The 16,538-nt window shown below is 64.1% G+C and carries 15 protein-coding genes; 5 read left to right on the top strand and 10 right to left on the bottom strand.

Features of this window, described 5'->3' with window-relative positions; genetic code table 11:
• Positions 1 to 38 precede the first annotated feature (38 nt).
• The 4 genes from BLV07_RS10335 to BLV07_RS10320 form a co-directional block, all read right to left on the bottom strand.
• Positions 39 to 944, bottom strand: coding sequence for a carbohydrate ABC transporter permease (locus BLV07_RS10335; RefSeq protein WP_244551049.1), 906 nt, complete (start codon positions 942 to 944; stop codon positions 39 to 41).
• A gap of 43 nt (positions 945 to 987) precedes the next feature.
• A complete protein-coding gene (locus BLV07_RS10330; protein ID WP_244551043.1) occupies positions 988 to 2,088 on the bottom strand; it encodes a carbohydrate ABC transporter permease in 1,101 nt (366 codons plus the stop codon).
• A gap of 116 nt (positions 2,089 to 2,204) precedes the next feature.
• On the bottom strand, positions 2,205 to 3,830 hold the full coding sequence (locus tag BLV07_RS10325; protein ID WP_091883684.1) for a type 2 periplasmic-binding domain-containing protein: 1,626 nt from the start codon (positions 3,828 to 3,830) through the stop codon (positions 2,205 to 2,207).
• A gap of 369 nt (positions 3,831 to 4,199) precedes the next feature.
• Positions 4,200 to 4,655 carry an RbsD/FucU family protein gene (locus tag BLV07_RS10320; protein ID WP_091883679.1) on the bottom strand — a complete coding sequence of 152 codons (456 nt, stop codon included), beginning with the start codon at positions 4,653 to 4,655 and terminating at the stop codon, positions 4,200 to 4,202.
• 614 nt (positions 4,656 to 5,269) lie between these two features.
• Here BLV07_RS10320 and BLV07_RS10315 point away from each other — a divergent pair.
• Both BLV07_RS10315 and hydA read left to right on the top strand, forming a co-directional pair.
• Positions 5,270 to 6,001, top strand: coding sequence for a maleate cis-trans isomerase family protein (locus tag BLV07_RS10315; protein WP_176945454.1), 732 nt, complete (start codon positions 5,270 to 5,272; stop codon positions 5,999 to 6,001).
• Positions 6,002 to 6,012: 11 nt separating this feature from the next.
• The gene (hydA, locus tag BLV07_RS10310) at positions 6,013 to 7,422 is read left to right on the top strand and encodes a dihydropyrimidinase (protein ID WP_176945453.1); all 1,410 of its coding nucleotides are present in this window, start codon (positions 6,013 to 6,015) and stop codon (positions 7,420 to 7,422) included.
• A 42-nt stretch (positions 7,423 to 7,464) separates the two neighbouring features.
• Here hydA and BLV07_RS10305 read toward each other — a convergent pair whose 3' ends face one another.
• The 6 genes from BLV07_RS10305 to BLV07_RS10280 form a co-directional block, all read right to left on the bottom strand.
• Positions 7,465 to 8,301, bottom strand: coding sequence for a transporter substrate-binding domain-containing protein (locus tag BLV07_RS10305; RefSeq protein ID WP_091883665.1), 837 nt, complete (start codon positions 8,299 to 8,301; stop codon positions 7,465 to 7,467).
• 71 nt (positions 8,302 to 8,372) lie between these two features.
• Complete coding sequence (locus BLV07_RS10300) at positions 8,373 to 8,855, bottom strand: MaoC family dehydratase (protein ID WP_091883661.1); 483 nt, start codon at positions 8,853 to 8,855, stop codon at positions 8,373 to 8,375.
• Positions 8,856 to 8,864: 9 nt separating this feature from the next.
• On the bottom strand, positions 8,865 to 10,448 hold the full coding sequence (locus tag BLV07_RS10295) for an acyl CoA:acetate/3-ketoacid CoA transferase (protein WP_091883656.1): 1,584 nt from the start codon (positions 10,446 to 10,448) through the stop codon (positions 8,865 to 8,867).
• A gap of 4 nt (positions 10,449 to 10,452) precedes the next feature.
• Positions 10,453 to 11,595, bottom strand: coding sequence for an acyl-CoA dehydrogenase family protein (locus BLV07_RS10290; protein ID WP_091883653.1), 1,143 nt, complete (start codon positions 11,593 to 11,595; stop codon positions 10,453 to 10,455).
• A gap of 15 nt (positions 11,596 to 11,610) precedes the next feature.
• Positions 11,611 to 11,979, bottom strand: a complete 369-nt coding sequence (locus tag BLV07_RS10285; RefSeq protein WP_091883649.1) for a tautomerase family protein — start codon at positions 11,977 to 11,979, stop codon at positions 11,611 to 11,613.
• 3 nt (positions 11,980 to 11,982) lie between these two features.
• A complete protein-coding gene (locus BLV07_RS10280) occupies positions 11,983 to 13,074 on the bottom strand; it encodes a LacI family DNA-binding transcriptional regulator (protein WP_091883644.1) in 1,092 nt (363 codons plus the stop codon).
• A gap of 187 nt (positions 13,075 to 13,261) precedes the next feature.
• Here BLV07_RS10280 and dapA point away from each other — a divergent pair, with 187 nt between their 5' ends.
• From dapA to BLV07_RS10265, 3 genes are read left to right on the top strand one after another with little or no spacing between them, the layout of a single operon-like run.
• Positions 13,262 to 14,167, top strand: coding sequence for a 4-hydroxy-tetrahydrodipicolinate synthase (gene dapA / locus BLV07_RS10275; RefSeq protein ID WP_091883639.1), 906 nt, complete (start codon positions 13,262 to 13,264; stop codon positions 14,165 to 14,167).
• A 16-nt stretch (positions 14,168 to 14,183) separates the two neighbouring features.
• The gene (locus tag BLV07_RS10270; RefSeq protein WP_091883635.1) at positions 14,184 to 15,374 is read left to right on the top strand and encodes a CaiB/BaiF CoA transferase family protein; all 1,191 of its coding nucleotides are present in this window, start codon (positions 14,184 to 14,186) and stop codon (positions 15,372 to 15,374) included.
• Positions 15,371 to 16,534 carry an acyl-CoA dehydrogenase family protein gene (locus BLV07_RS10265; protein ID WP_091883632.1) on the top strand — a complete coding sequence of 388 codons (1,164 nt, stop codon included), beginning with the start codon at positions 15,371 to 15,373 and terminating at the stop codon, positions 16,532 to 16,534. The genes BLV07_RS10270 and BLV07_RS10265 overlap by 4 nt, the downstream gene beginning before the upstream one ends.
• The last annotated feature ends 4 nt before the right edge of the window (positions 16,535 to 16,538 follow it).

Below are 16,538 nucleotides of genomic sequence, written 5' to 3'. Positions count from 1 at the left end.
GCGTTCGCAACGCGATTAGTCCCCGGCTCGGCCTCCGGCTACTTTCCGGCTCCTGTAGTCAAGCCGCTGACGATGTAGCGCTCAAGGAAAATGCCGACCAGGACGAGCGGTGCGATCGCCGCCGTCGACAGCGCCGCCATCGACCACCAATTGATGCCTTGCGAGCCAGTCTGGCTCGCCACCATAACGGGGAGCGTCTTCGCATCGGTGCTCGTGAGCAGCGCCGCGAAGAAATATTCGTTCCAGCACAGCACCAGCGAGAGAATGAATGCGGCCATCATTCCGGGGACAGCGAGCGGCAGAATGATCCGCAGAAAGGCGCCCCAGGTCGACAGGCCGTCCACGAAGGCGGCTTCGTCGAGTTCGATCGGAATTGCATTGAACTGATCGCGCATGATCCAGATGACGATCGGAAGCACGGTCAGCGTGTAGAGCAAGACAAGGCCAAGTCGCGTGTCGAGCAGGGCCAATGCCTTGTAGAGGACGAGGAACGGCAGCGCGAGCACGACCGGCGGCAGGATCAGCTGGGACATGAAGAAGAACAGGATGTCATCGTTGCGCATCCAGGCGAACTTGTAGCGGAAGCGGCTCAGGCCGTAGGCCGCCAGAGATCCGAGGATCAGTGCCAGCAAGGATGCGCCGACCGAGGTGATGATGCTGTTGACGAAGCGATTCGCGAATTCGGAGCGTGCCGTCGAGGTTCCGAACAGTGTATCTGGCGACAGGCCGAGCGAGCGCCATCCCTTCCAGTCCGGCTGAAAATCGACCCAGGGAACCAAGTGGGCTTGCGTCACATCGACCGCCGATTTGAACGACGTCGTGATGGTCCAGTAGATCGGGAACAGGCAGATAATCGTCCAGAACAGGAGTGCTGCGTAGATCAGTACGCGGCTTAGAGTCCGCTTTGCGCGGGGGGCCGCCGGACGCCTCTGAACGGGCTTCAATGCCAAGGTCGATCTAGTCAATCGAAAAACTCCGTTTGAAGCGCTAGACGACCTTCTGCGTCCAGCGCTTGGACAGGCGCAACAGCATGGTCAGGAGCACGATGATCATAAGCAGGTAAACCATAGCGAGCGCCGTGCCGTATCCGACGTTCGAGCGGTCGCGGTAGACGCGGTAGATGAAGCTTGAGACCGTGTCGGTTGCGCCTCCCGGCCCGCCAGCGGTGACGTTGATCACGAGGTCGGCGAGCTTCAGCTTGAAGATGATGCGGATAATGAGGACGGTGATGCTCACCGGCAGCATGATCGGAAACGTGACGTGCCAGAACGACTGCCAGCCATTCGCGCCGTCGACCTTGGCCGCCTCCTGCACCTCCTTCGGCATCGCCTGCAGGCCTGCGAGAAGGATGATCATGATGAAAGGGATCGACACCCACGCGTCCATCGCCTGGATGCTGAAGCGCGCCATCCACGGCGAGGCGAAGAAGGCCGGGTTGTCCCAGCCGAGATAGCGCGCCAGCGTCGCCGCCGGTCCGAAGCGATATTCCATCAGCGACTTGCCGATCATCCAGCTCACGGCGACTGGGCTGAGCATCATCGGCAGCAGGAAGACCACGCGGAAGAATTTTCGCGCACGGATCTCGGCGCTGAGCAAGAGCGCCAGTCCGAACGCGATCGCGTATTCGCCAAGCACTGCGGCGGTGTAAAAGACCATGTTGCCGAGCGCATTCCAGTAATAGGTGTCGTTCAGCATGCCCCTGACGTTGTCGAAGCCGCTGAAGCGCGGCCCTTCGATCGAGCTCAGATTCCAGTCGAGAGAGGCGATATAGATCCCGAAGATCGTCGGGAAGATCACGACGGCGACGGTGAAGAACACCGCCGGCAGCAGGAACAGCGCGCGCTGGCCACGTTCGCCGCGGATCAGAACTTGTCCGATGCCAAACGCAACGGCCCAGACGAGATAGGCGATGAGGATCGGCCGCCAATCGGAAAATCCGGCAGTCATCGCGCCGGTCGTATGCAAGATCTGAATGAAGAGGACAAGCAGGAAGCCGAGAGACGCCAGCAGGACTAGCGCGCGGCCGGCGATCTTCCTGCTGCCGCACGCGCGCTTCGCCGCAGGCTGGCAGTGCAGGTCGTCGCTCACGGGTACGGAATTCTGCATCGAGATGAGCCGCATTCTGTGCCGGCTCTGTCGCCGGGCAAGTCCTCGGCTGGCGCCGGAGGCGCCAGCCGAAGGTGGATGGCTTCGCGCAAGCGCCGCTATACGCCGAGCGAGGCCTTGTAGAGCCCGATCTGCCGCTCGCGGCCGATCTGGTCGGTCAGCTTCTCCCAGGCGGCGGCGATGTTGTTCGCGCCGGTTTGCGCGTCAACCTTGCCGGCGAAGATCTTGGTGAGTTCGTCTTCCGCGATGCTGTAGTACTGGAAGATGCCGGGGATGCGCGGCTCCACGGCGCGGTTTGGATGGTTGTAGGAGGCGAGCTGCGAGTTCAGGTAGGAGGTGATGTATTTGCGGTCATAGCCCGCCGCCACCCATTCGTCGTACTGGAAGTGGCTGGTGCGGTGTGCCTGGAAGCCCGAAGGATACATCACCATCCAAAGCGACAGATCCTTGCCGCCGAGATGCGCGGCCGCGCTCCACGCCGCCTTATGCTTCTTCTCGTCGCCATTGACCCGCGCCATGACGTAAACGCCCCAGCCGAGATAGGCGCAGTTCGGCGCATGATTCGGGCCGCTCGAGAGCTTGTCCCACTTTCCGGTCTTGGAGTTGTAGACATCGTCCGAGCCCGGCAGGATGTCGAAGGCGACGACGTCACCGATGACGGAGGTGTCGCTCGCCTTCGCCACTTGGCCGATGTCGCCCCACCAGGGGATCATCGAGCCGATGCCGGCGAGGAACTGCTGGAAGCCGGTCGTGTTCGGATCGGCATTGAGCTGGTCGGCAGGCTCGAACGGCAGCGCGTCAATCACGTCCTGGATGGCGCGGACCCAGGCTGGATTGTTGATGCGCGGCTTCATCGTGTCGATGTCGAACAGCCAGGCCTTGTCGTCGGGATGCTTGGCATAGGCCGAGGCGCGGCTGCCGAGGAAATAGAAGCCGAACCCGCCCCAGGGCTTTGGCGCGTCGAGATAGCCGAACGCGTTCTGGTTCTTTATCTTCTTGCCCTTGAGGAATTTCGTCACTGCCTGCACCTGCTGCCAGGTTTTTGGCACGCCCCAGTCGGTCGAATTTCCCGCGTCCTTCCAGGCCTTGGCAAGGGTTGGGTCGGAGAAGACGTCGGTGCGGTAGTTGAAGTTGTGGCAGTCGCCGTCGATGGTGACCCGATAAGTCTTGCCGTTCCAAGTTCCAACCGGCGGCTTCAGGTAATCGACATAATCGTCAACATCTATCTGCTTCTTGACCCAGTCCGGCATCTCCGACGCCAGTCCCTTGCCACAGACGTCGCCCTCGAACGGCGCTCCCATCTCGAGGATGTCGAAGTCGACCGTGCCGGTCGCGATCGCCTGCTGCAGGCGTGGGTTGTAGTCGGCCTGCGCCAGATCAATCCAGGATATCCTTGCGCCCGTATAGGCCTCCCACGGCTTCAGGAAGCCGCGGAACAACAGATTATGCAGATTCTGATTGTTCAGTCCCATGAAGGAGAGTTCGACACCTTTGAACTCGCCCTCCTTGATGCTGGCCTTGGTCGGGCCAAGGCAGAGCTCACCGACCTTTTGCCAGTCGGCGTCGGTCGGAGCACCCTTGCCGACGCCTGGAATTTTCGTGATCTCGGCGCGCAGATTGGCTTGCGCGAATGCAAGCTCGGAGAAGGTGCCAAGCGCGCCGCTCGTGCCAAGTGCGGCGGCTCCGGCCGCGCTCTTGAGCACCGTGCGCCTGTTGGGGTGCATTGCGGGATGCTGATCATGCTCTTGCTGCTTCACCACGAAATCCTCCCGTTTTTTGACGTTGCTTATGTCAAAGTCTTGGTCAGGTCAGATTGGGCTGCCTAAGCACCGTGGAGAAGTGACGCTCGCGGAAGTTCATGTCGCGGCGGCGGTGCGGGAAGCCGCGTCGAGTATGCAACGGCACCGATCAATGTCAACGAATCCGCGCAAAGCGGACGCGGTCGACCGAATGCGATGCAAACGATGCTGTCGATCTCGCGCTGCAGTAGCCCATCATGTGTGAGCTGGCTCCGGCGAGGGATGTCGCGTCGCCGTCACATTTGCGCCGAATGCGTCGCGCAGCCCGTGCCGCCGCCAATGCCTTGGCGCGACTTAAGTCGCATCAGGCGGGATCACGCCCTTCTTGAAGATGAAGCAGCCATAGAAGCGCCGTTCGCCGGTCTGGACCACGCAGTAGGACTTTTTTGCAAGCTCGTAGAAGGCAAACCGCTCGATCGACGCAAGCGGAAGCGAGCGGCCTTCGGCGACGTCGATCTCCTTCTGCACTTCGGCTTGCACGGCCGGGATTTCGTTCGGCTGCCCAACGATCTCCATGCGCAACGCCGGCTTGTCGACAAAGGAATCGAGCGGTAGCACCGACAGGATCGCGCGCGCGGCGCGGCCCGCGCTGACGTTGTCAATGCGGAGTAGCTTTCCGAGGGCGGTCTGGCGGGCGACGGAGTCGGCCGGGAAATTCGTATCGCAGAGCACGAGGTCGTCGCCATGCCCCATGGACCGCAGCGCATAAAGCACATCAGCATTCAGAACAGGGTCGATCGACTTCAGCATGGCGCGCCTCCCTTGAAATGTTCAGGCCTCTCTGATCAGCCCAATATCCGACGTCTCCGCGCTGTCGTCCATATCGACCGCTCGGCGTGGCCTTCAATGCCGACCAGATCGCGCTGTTCCGAGCCATGATGACGAGCAAGGAGCCGACGCGCAGTGTGATGCCCATCGCCGCCTCATCGCTGTTTGTCCCTGAGAGCATGGCGCGGCCCTTATAGTCGGAATTGCTCTCCCTTGATGGCTGGCATCTTCGAACTGATTGCGCTTTTCCACAGCCCCCATGATGGACTGGAGCGAGACTTCAAGTTTCTCAATGATTTAAGAGGCGGCGTGTGCACGACGTGTGCACCGGGAGATCAAGGAAAAAGCTCATGACAGCCAACGTGAGCAGGCCTTCGGAAGAGACATCTAGTCTAACGGCAGGATTTACGTTCGCAACACGGCCTCGATCTCTTGCGCTGCTTCAAGCAGCGTGCGGTCTTGTCCGCGCGCGGCGATGATCTGAAGGCCGAATGGAAGCCCGCACCGATCCGTCCCGCACGGACGCAAAGCGCCACATCCTGGCCTTGATCCGGGAGGAGTCGACGCGCCTTGCGCAGGCGTCGTAAGGTATCGCCATGCGCAAACGTCTCGGCATGATCACGCCGTCCTCCAATTCGGTACTTGAGCCCGTCACCTGCACCATGCTAGCCGGAGCCCCCGGCGTCACGGCGCATTTCTCGCGCTTCCGCGTCACCGAGATTGCGCTCGACGCTGCCGCGCTGAGCCAGTTCGACGCCTCGGTAATGCTGCCGGCAGCGGACCTGCTGGCGGATGCCAAGGTCGACGCGATCGCCTGGAACGGCACGTCGGCGAGCTGGCTCGGGATTGGCCGCGACAGGAGCCTGTGCGAAGCCATCACGGCGCGCACGGGCATCCCGGCGACGACGTCCACGCTCGCCTGCATCGACGCTGCCCGTGCGCTCGGAGCCAAGCGCGTCGGCCTCGTTTCGCCCTATACGCACGACGTCCAGCGGCGGATTAGCGACGTCTGGGCCGAGGAGGGCGTCGCTCCACACGCAGAGCGGCACCTCGGCTTGCGCGACAATTTTTCTTTCGGGGAGGTCGCGCCTGCGACGATCGCAGGCATGATCCGTGACGTGGCGGCGGAGGGCGCGGATGCCGCCGTGATTCTCTGCACCAATCTCGCCGGAGCCGCGCTTGCGGCCTCACTCGAACAGGAATTGAACATCGCTGTGCTGGATTCGGTGGCGGTGTCGCTGCGGCGGACGCTGGCGCTCGCCGGCGGCGACATCGCGGCTCTTGCGGAGTGGGGCCGGATATTCCAGACATCAGCGGTCATCAAGTAACGGAGATGCCTGTGACCCAGCTCGATCTCGCCATTCGCGGCGGCACCATCGTGACGGCCAGCGACGAGTTTCGCGCCGATATCGGCATTCGCGACGGCCGCATCGTCAGCATCGCGGACAGCATCAATGGGGCGGCGCGCGAGATCGACGCGACGGGCCTCCTTGCGCTGCCCGGCGGCATCGACAGCCACGTCCACATTTCTCAACCCTCCGGTCCGGACGTGGTCATGGCCGACGACTTTGCCTCGGCGACGCGCGCCGCGGCGGCCGGCGGCAACACCATGGTGCTGCCTTTCGCGCTGCAGGAGAAGGGTACGTCGCTGCGCACCTGCGTCGAGAACTACCGCAAGCTCGCCGAGGGCGAGTGCTATATCGACGCCGCCTTTCACCTGATCATTTCCGATCCGACCGCCGTCGTGCTCGGGCAGGAACTGCCGGCGCTCGTCAAGGACGGCTACACCTCGTTCAAGGTGTTCATGACCTATGACGACCTCGTGCTCAGCGACAAGCAGTTGCTCGAGGTCTTTGACGTCGCGCGCCGCGAGCAGGCGCTGGTCATGGTCCACTGCGAGGGCTATGACGCGATCCGCTTCCTCACCACCAAGCTCGAGCGCGAGGGCCACATCGCGCCCTATTACCATGGCACCTCGCGGCCCCAGGCCGTCGAGCGCGAGGCGACGCATCGCGCCATCAGCCATGCCGAGGTGATCGGCGTTCCCATCATGATCGTCCATGTCTCCGGGCGCGAGGCGATGGAGCAGGTGCGCTGGGCCCAGCAGCGCGGGTTGCCGGTGCATGCGGAGACCTGCCCGCAATACATCACGCTGACGGCCGACGACATGAAGGGCCTCAACATGGACATCACCGGCGCGAAATACGTCTGCTCGCCGCCGCCGCGCGACGTCGAGAGCCAGCAGGCGATCTGGGAGGGCATCACCACCGGTGTGTTCCAGACCTTCTCGTCCGACCACTGCCCGTTCCGCTACGACGATCCCAAGGGCAAGCTGACGCCGAACGCCCGCACCTCGTTCCGCTGGGTGCCGAACGGCATCCCCGGCGTCGAGACGCGGCTGCCGATACTGTTCTCCGAGGGCGTCTCGAAGGGACGCATCACGCTGCAGAAGTTCGTCGAACTGACCGCGACCAACCACGCCCGCATCTACGGCCTCTATCCGCGCAAGGGCTCGATCGGCGTCGGCTTTGATGCCGATATCGTTCTCTGGGACCCCAATTTGAAGAAGCCCATCCGGCAGGCCGATCTGCATCACGGCTCAGACTACACGCCATGGGAAGGGTTCGACGTCACGGGATGGCCGGTGACCACAATCGCCCGCGGCCGGGTGGTCTGTGACCAGGGACGGATCGTCGGAGCCAAGGGCGCAGGCGAAGTGCTGAGCCGGGGCAGGTCGAGCCTGATCTGATTCGACACGCCGCCAAGTGGCGTGTCGTAACGGTGCCTGCCGTCAATTTGTCGGACCATCGCCGCGGATCGCGAACGTGCTGGTCTTCAGCTTGGTCATGCCGAACTTGTCGAACAGCTTGTCATAGGTGCCATCAGCGCGGATTGCCGTCAGGGCATCGGCGGCCGCCTGGGCAAGCAGCTTGTCGCGGAAGGCGAAGGTGATGTCGGTGCCAGCAATGTCGCGGACCCAGATCTTGGCGATGCCCTTCTGCTCGAGCGAGTTGGCGGTCTCGTTGATGTTGAGCGCCGCTTCGAGCTGGCCGGCGCGCAGCGCCGCCGACGTCGCGGTGACGGTCGCAAATGTGCGCAGCTCGACTGGCTTGAGGCCCTTGGCGACCATCTCAGTGCTGAATTCGCGCGCTTTGCGCTCGGTGTAGGTCGCCGATTCCACGCCCACCACGCGGCCGGCGAGATCCTCAAACCTCTCCAGCTTCAGGCTGGAGGAGGGATCGGTGTAGATGCTGATCGCCTGCCGCGCATAAGGCACGAGGTAGAGCATCTTGGAGCGCTCCTCGGTCCAGAACAGGCCGGTGTTGATGGCATCGAAACGCCCCGAGCGCAGCGCCGGGATCATCGGCGGGAAATCCATGCGCAGGAACACTGCCTCGACGCAGATGCGCTTGGCGATCTCGCGGGCGAGCTCGACATTGAGGCCCTGCAACTCGCCCTTGTCGTCGACGAATTGCTGCGGCGGCAGCGTCGGGTTGATCGACATCTGCCATTTCGGCGCCTCGATCAGGCTCGACGCCGGTACTTTCGACGTGCAGGTCTGGGCACCGGCGGCCTGCGTCAGGCCGACCAGAAGGACGAGGGCGGAGAAGGTCTTGGGAAATCGCATCTGAATACTCCGATCAAATCGTGGGTGGCAGAGGAGCCGTTCTCCGGTCCGACGTCTTCTTCATTGTCTCGTCACATGGCCGCCGATCCATCGGCTTGCCGGGTCAGGATCAGCGAGATGTGGCGGGCAGCGGTCACCACCTCGTCGCGCTGGTTGATGAGGTCGAGCGTCTCGATGACGATGCCGCGCTCGGGATTTTTGGTCGGGCGCTTCTCGATGAAGCGGAAGCGCACACGCAAGGTATCGCCGGCGACGATGGGAGCCTTGAACTTCACCTCGTCCCAGCCGAGCGAGGCGACAGAGGTCTCCTCGTACAGCTTCAGCTCAGACTTCAGCCCTTCCATCAGCGACAGGCCGTACAGGCCGTGGCCGATCACCGCGGGAAAACCGCGGGAGCGCGCATAGGCGCCATCGACATGAAGCGGATGGTGGTCGCGCGTGACGTCGGCGAAGGCCGCGATATCGGCCTCCGTCACGGTGTGCACGGCGGTCTCGAACTCCGCACCGAGCGCGATGTCCTCGTAACGGAGATTGATCGGGCCGTTGGCGTTCATGCTGATCCCTCAGGCAACCTTCCGTGGCCGCGCCGGCAGCGCCTTGAAGCTCTGTGCAATCCCCATCGGCCCGGACCGGAAGATGCGCGGATCCATGTCTTTCAGCTGCGGGCTGATACGCGGCTTGAAGCCCATATGGGCGAGGATGTCTTCCTCAAGGCGAACGCCCGGCGCGATCTCGGTCAACGTCACGTGTCCGTTCTCCAGCTCGAACACGGCGCGCTCGGTGACGTAGCTGACATGCTGGCCGCGCTGCGCCGCGAGAGAGGCGCTGAAGCTGATCTGGCCCACTTGCGGCACGAATTTGCGGAAGGCTCCGTCGCGCCGGATCGCGAGGCGGCCGTTCTCGACGCCGATGTCGAACTTGCCGCCGGTCATGCTGCCGCTGAAGATCAGCCGCTTGGCGTTCTGGGTGATGTCGATGAAGCCGCCGGAGCCGTCGCGGCGTTCGCCGAAACGGGTGACGTTGACGTTGCCGGCTTCGTCCACCTCCGCGAAGGAGAGGAAAGCGCAGGAGAGGCCGCCGCCGTCGTAGAAGTCGAACTGATAGGCCTGGTCGAGAATGACGCGCGGATTGATGGCGGTGCCGAATTCGCGCGCATGACCCGGCACGCCGCCGACGACGCCGGATTCCACCGTCAGCGTGATCAGGTCGGAGATGCCTTCCTCGGCCGCGACATTGGGGATCATCGCGGAGATGCCGACGCCGAGATTGACGACGTCGCGCGGGCGCAATTCGAAGGCGGCGCGGCGAGCGATCACGCGACGCTCGGTCAGTGGATCGGGCGTGATCATCGCCACCGGCACGCGCGTCTCGCCGCAGCGCGCCGGATCGTAGACGGTGCCGTAGGTTTGCATCTGCTCGGGCTCGAGCACGACATGGTCGATCAGGAAGCCGGGGATCTTCACCATCTGCGGATGGAGCGAGCCGCGCTTCACGATGCGCTTGACCTGGCAGATCACGGTGCCGCCCGCATTGTGCACGGCCTGCGCGATCGAGAGATCCTCGCGCGTCGTGCCCTCGTGCTCCATGCTGATGTAGCCGTCCTCATCGGCCGACGTGCCGCGAATGATGGCGACATCGGGCGGGGCGGGGACACGGTAGAGCAGCCAGGACTGGCCGTGCAGCTCGAGCAAATCGACCAGCGGCGCGGTGGTGCGCTTGTTCATGCGCCCGCCGTCCTGGCGCGGGTCCATGTAGGTGTTGAGGCCGACATGGGTGAGCACGCCCGGATGCTTTGCCGCCATGGCGCGGCAGAGCTGGCTCATCACGCCTTGCGGGAAATTGTAGGCGTCGATCAGCTCGTCGCGGACGAGGCGCATGAACGGCACCTGCAGGCCGAAATTGCCGCCGATCACGCGCGCGATCAGGCCTTCATGGGCGAGATGGCAGAGGCCCTTCTCGGAGACGGCGCCGACGCCGGTGATGTTGATCAGTGTCAGATCGTGTGGGCCCTGGCCGCCGAGAAAGCGCTGCTCCAGCGCGTCGAGAATAGCTTCGGCCGCGCCCGTGCCGCCATTGCCGCCGACGATCAGCGTGTCGGCGTCGCGGATCAGGCTGGCGGCCTCGTTCGCCGTGATGATGCTCAGCATGCCCTCACGCGGCCTCCTTCTCGACCTGGCGGGCGATGATCAGCCGCTGGATCTGGTTGGTGCCCTCGTAGATCTGGGCGAGGCGCACGTCGCGGAAGATCCGCTCGATGCGGTATTCGCGCGAATAACCGTTGCCGCCGTGGATCTGCAGCGCGTTGGAGACGTGCTTCATCGCCATGTCGGTGGTGAACAGCTTTGCCTGCGCCGCCTCCTTGGCGATCGGCTCGCCGGCATCGTGCAGGCGCGCGGCGTGGTGGATCAGGAGGCGCGCAGCGGCGATGTCGGTCGACATATCCGCGAGCATGAACTGCACCGCCTGGAAGCCGATGATGGACTGGCCGAACTGCTTGCGGTCGCGGGCGTACTTGGTGGCATCCTCGAACGCCGCCTGCGCCATGCCGAGCGCCATCGAGGCCATCATCAGCCGGCTGAAGTTGAAATTGCTCATGGCCATCTTGAAGGCCTGGTTCTCCGGCCCCATCACACTGTCCGAAGGCAGGCGCACGTCGGAGAAGGTGATCTGGCAGTCGTCGAGGCCGTGCATGCCGAGCAGCTCCTCGTTCTTGCCGCGGGCGATGCCGGGCAGGGCACCGTCGACCAGCAGGCAGGAGATGGCGCGGTGGCCCGCCTCGCTGCCGGTGCGCGCAAACACCATGATGCGATCGGCGACGCCGCCGAGCGTCACCCAGGCCTTGGTGCCATTCAGACGCCAGCCATTGCCATCGCGCACAGCATTGGTGCGGATACCCGCGACGTCGGAGCCGTGGTCGGGCTCGGAGACGGCGGTGGCGGGAATGATGTCGCCGCTCAGGATCTTCGGGATCAGCGCCTTGTGCGCGTCGGTGCCGTGATGGTCGAAGAACAGCACGGCCTCGACGGGGATGGCGCAGGCGTTGGCGACCGCGCCGGAGCAGCGCGCCAGTTCCTCCATCGCGATGCAGGCCGCGACCGCATCGAGACCGGCGCCGCCAGCGCCTTCGCGCAGGCAAATGCCGAATAGGCCGAGGTCGGCCATGCCCTTGTAGAGCGTACGATCGAAGCGGTCCTCGCGGTCGATCGCGGGCGCGCGGGGCAGGATCTCCGCTTCGGCGAAGCGTCGGGCGGTCTCGCGCAGGGCTTTCTGGTCCTGGGAATAGAAGCGATCCATGGCGTGTGGCTCCCGTCAGTCGCTGGCGAGCTTGGAATCGTGAGCGACCTCGCTGCGGTCGCGGTCGAGGAAATAGACCGCGACGTCGTCGCCCGGCACGCCATAGGCGCTGCACACCCCGCGAGTCAGCGCGATGGCGGCAGCCCGGCGCTCGGCCTCGGTTCGCCGGAAGGCGTGCACCTTGAGCAGGATGCGCTGGCCGGCGCCCTGCGGTTCGAATTCGCCCGCATGGGCGTAGTCGTCGGGTGAGATCGGGAGAAAATAGAGAGTGACCGTATCGGCGGTCACGCCGAATGCCGTCATCAGACCGTCGGTCACGGACTTCGCCAGCGCGGCCTTGCGTTGGTTTGGGACTTGCGGGGCGAGCACTTCGACATAGGGCATCGATCAGACCTTCGCGGGCTTGGTCGCAGACGATTTGGATTTGGAAGCCGACGGCCTGGACTTGCCGGCCTTGGCGGTGCCTGTGGATTCGATCCGGCGGCAGGAGTCGCGCTGCACCAGGCGCGCGCCGACGCGATATTCGCGCACGCCGTCATTGCCGTTGCCTTTGGCATCCATGCGATGCAGCAGTCGCTCGACGGCGAGATTGGCAAGATCCCGCGCGCCGTTGTCGACGATGCTGATGGCCGGGCGATGCCATTCGAACCAGGGCATGTCCTCGTAGCAGAGCAGCGAGAGGTCGTCGGGGATCGCGATGTTCCGCTCCGCCGTCACGCGAAGCACGCCGAGCGTGGCCTCATGGTTGGCGACGAAGATCGCACTGGGCGGCCGGGGGAGGTCGAGCAGCTTGCGGGCGCAGGTCGCGCCGGTCTCCGGCACGAAATGACCGGCATGAATCAATGTGTCGTCCCTGGTGATGCCGGCCTCGCGCAGGGCGCGGACGTAGCCGGACAACCGTTCGCGGCCGGACGTCGTGTCCTGGCGGCCGACGATCAGCCCGATGCGTTTGTGCCCGAGCTCGATCAGATGGCGTGTGCCCAGATAAGCGCCTTGCGGATCGTCGGCGAGCACGGTCTCGAGATCGGTCGCGTCATCGCGCCGCACCAGGCAGACGATGGGGACGTCCTTGGAGAGTGCCTTGAGCTGCGCACCGTTCTTGCCTGTCGGCACCACGATCAGTCCGTCGATGCGGTGGTCGATCAGCGTAGTGAGGGTGTCGCTCTCTTGCTGCGGATCATCGCCCCCGATGCACAGAAGCATCTGATAACCCAGCGCCTTCAGGCGCGCCTGCACCACTTCGGCCATCACCTGGAACGAGGCGTTGGTGAGATTGTGGACGAGGAGTGCCACGAGCCGCGACTGCCCGGTCTTGAGGCCGCGCGCGATCGGGTTCGGCCGATAGCCGAGCTCGCGCGCGATGCGCACCAGGCGCTGCTGCGTGCGCTCGCTGGTCAGGCCGGTTCCCGCCAGCGCTCGGGAAGCAGTGCTGACTGAAACCCGGGCCGCCTGTGCCACATCTTTGAGCGTGACGCTCATCCAACCTGCCGATAGACTGCAAACGATTGCAGAAACGCTATGAGCTTATTCTACGCGGATCAAGCTCAAAAAATGGATGGTGTTGCCCAATGCAGAGCCATTTATGCAAACGATTGCATAAAGCGTGCGGATATTCCGCAGGCAGCACTTATCGCTTGAATCCACCCAAGTACCCGGTAGTTCCCCGATGAAGACCTTCCGCGGCACCTACACCGTAATGATCACCCCGTTCACGGCAGCGGGGGCGGTCGATGTCGCGGCCTTGCGCGCCTTCGTCGACTGGCAGATCGCGCGGGGTATTCATGGGTTGATCCCACTTGGCTCGACCGGTGAGTTCCTGTCCATGGACGATGACGAGAAGGCGCTGGTTGCGGAGGTCGTCATTCGCCAGGCCGCGGGCCGCGTGCCGGTGCTGATCGGCACCGGCGCAGAGGATACGCGTGAGGTGGTGCGCCTCAGCCGCCGTGCCGAAAAACTGGGCGCCGACGGCGTGATGATCATCCCGCCGTTCTATTCGACGCCGACCGACGACGAGCTCGTCCATCATTACAAGACGGTTGCCGACGCGATCGCGCTGCCGATCATGGTTTACAACAATCCGGCAACCGCCAACGTCGACCTCAAGCCGCCGCTCGTGGCGCGCATCGCCGAGATCGACAACTGTCTCTATATCAAGGAGTCGACGCTGGAGGTGACGCGGGTGCGCGATATCATCCGCCTCTGCGGCGACAGGATGACGGTGTTCGGCGGCATCCTCGGCTTCGAATCCTTCGTCGAAGGAGCGCAGGGCTGGGTGGCCGTGGCCTCCAACGTGGTCCCGGCGGAAATGGCCCGCATCTTCAGCCTCGTCGCCGACCACGGCGCGATCAAGGAAGCGCGCGAGCTCTATCTCAAATACCTGCCGGTGATCGAATTCGTCGGCGGCCAGGCCTATGTCGCCGGCAGCAAGGCGCTGCTCGGTCATATGGGCTTTGCAGCCGGCCATCCGCGCCCGCCGCGCCTACCGCTGCCGGCTGCACAGGATGCGGCCGCACGTGCCCTGGTCAAGACGTTCGATCTCGTGTGGCGCAGCGCGCCAATTGCAGTTGCTTGAACTGAGGTGTGAACGGATGAACCTGCTCGACGGCGTCAAGATCCTCAGCTTCAATCACTATCTCGCTGGTCCCCTGGCCGCGCAGACACTCGCCGATCTCGGCGCGGACGTCATCGCGGTCGAGCCGATCGAGGGAGCGTTTCAGCGCAACTGGGCGGTCGCCAATCATTTCGTCGCAGGCGACAGCGTCAATCATCTGGCCACCGGACGTAACAAGCGCAGTCTCGCCGTCGATCTCAAGCATCCCGACGGCATTGCCGCGGTGAAGAAGCTGGTCGCGACCGCCGACGTCGTGATGGAGAATTTCCGCCCCGGCACCATGGCCAAGCTCGGTCTTGGTTACGACACGCTCAAGGCAATCAATCCCGGCCTGATCTATGCGGTAGCGACCGGATTCGGGTCGGAAGGGCCCTACAAGGATCGCCCCGGCCAGGACCTTCTGCTCCAGGCGATGTCGGGCCTTGCGATGCGGACCGGGCGGGCGGACGGCGAACCGACGGCGATCGGCGCTGTCATCGTCGATCAGCATGCCGCCTCGCTCTATGCCATGAGCATCCTCGCGGCGCTGTTTGCCCGAACGAAAACCGGCAAGGGGCAGCTCGTCGAGGTCAACCTTTATCAGGCCGCGCTCGATCTCCAGGTCGAGCCGCTGACCGCCTGGCTCAACGGCGCGCCGTCGCCGACGTCGCGCGGTCCGGCGGGCATCGCGGCGTGGTTCAGCCCCGGTCCCTACGGCATTCACGCCACGGCGGACGGCCATCTCGCGATTTCCATGGCGTCGCCCAAGGCGCTCGCGGTCGCGCTCGAGAGCGAGAAGCTGAAGCAGTTCGGTGACACCGACAGTTTTTCGAAGCGCGAGGAGATCACGCGTATCGTTGCAGCCAGGCTGAAACAGAAGTCGACGACCGATTGGCTGCCCGCGCTGGCAGCCGCGCGGGTCTGGCACGCGCCGGTGCAGGATTATCGCGACCTCGAGACTGATCCCCAGCTCGAACACCTCGGCGTGTTCAAGAGCGCCGAGAGTGCGGGAGGCGCGCCGATCCGGATGGTCGCGCATCCCGCGCGCTATGATGGCCGGACGCCGGAGGTGCGGCTGGTGCCGCAGCGGCTCGGTGCGCAGACGCGGGAGGTGCTCGGCGAGATCGGGTACGGCGCCGCGGAGATCGACGCGATGGTCGCCGGCAAGGCCGTCGGGGTGGCGCGATGATCGATTTTTCAATCCCCGAGGAAACGCGCCTGCTCGTTGATACCATCCGCCGCTTCGTCGAGACGGAGGTGCAGCCGCTCGAAGACGTCGTCGAGCAGACGGCCAAGGTGCCGGCCGACGTGCTTGCGGTCACCAAGGCCAAGGCACAGAAGCTCGGCCTTTACGCCATGAACATGCCGGCGGATGTCGGCGGCGGCGGGCTAACTTGCGTCGAGCACTGCCTGGTCGAGGAAGAGTTCGGCAAGACCTCCGATGCGCTGATCCGCCGCGTGTTCGGCCAGGTCTATCCGATGCTGATGGCCTGCAAGGGGGATCAGGTCGAGCGCTATCTGCTGCCCACGGTCAAGGGCGACAAGATCTGCGCCATGGCGATCACTGAGCCGGGCGCCGGGTCCGATGCGGCGTCGATCAGCACCACGGCGCATCTCGACGGCGACGAATGGGTCCTCAACGGCACCAAGCATTTCATCAGCGACGGCGACATTGCCGACTACGTGATCCTTATGGCGCTGACCGACAAGGAGAAGCGGGCCCGCGGGGGCATCACCCTGTTCCTGGTCGACCGCGGCACGCCCGGCTTCAAGGTCGCGCGTACCCAGCCAATGATGGGCCATCGCGGCTACGGCCATGCCGAGCTGAGTTTTGAGGACTGCCGCATTCCGAAAGCGGCCGTGCTCGGCGAGGTCGGCGGTGGTTTCAAGCTGATCATGCAGAGCGTGCTGCAGATCCGCCTTGCCCATATCGGCGCGCGCGCCGTCGGCATGGCGCAGCGCGCGCTCGAGATGATGCGCAAGCATGCCGGCGAGCGGCGTCAGTTCGGCCAGCTGATCGGCGACTTCCAGATGGTGCAGAAGCTGATTGCCGATTCCGCCACCGAGATCTTCGGCGTCAAGATGATGGTGATGAACGCCGCCTGGGACATCGATCAGGGCAAGGATGCACGCGACAAGGTCTCGATGATCAAGGTCGCGGCCTCCGAGATGCAGGGCCGCGTGGTCGACCGTGCCATCCAGGTGTTCGGCGGCATGGGTTTCAGCAAGGACCTGCCGCTGGAGCGCATGTATCGCGACGCCCGCGTCACCCGCATCTACGACGGCACGTCCGAAATCCATCGCATGCTGGTTGCGCGCAGCACCATCAAGAACGGCCTGCATCTCTAGGGAA

This window comes from Bradyrhizobium sp. Rc2d (assembly GCF_900099855.1).
Taxonomy (GTDB): Bacteria; Pseudomonadota; Alphaproteobacteria; order Rhizobiales; family Xanthobacteraceae; genus Bradyrhizobium.
Note: the sequence above shows the minus strand (reverse complement) of the source record. Positions and strands in the feature narration are given on the sequence as shown.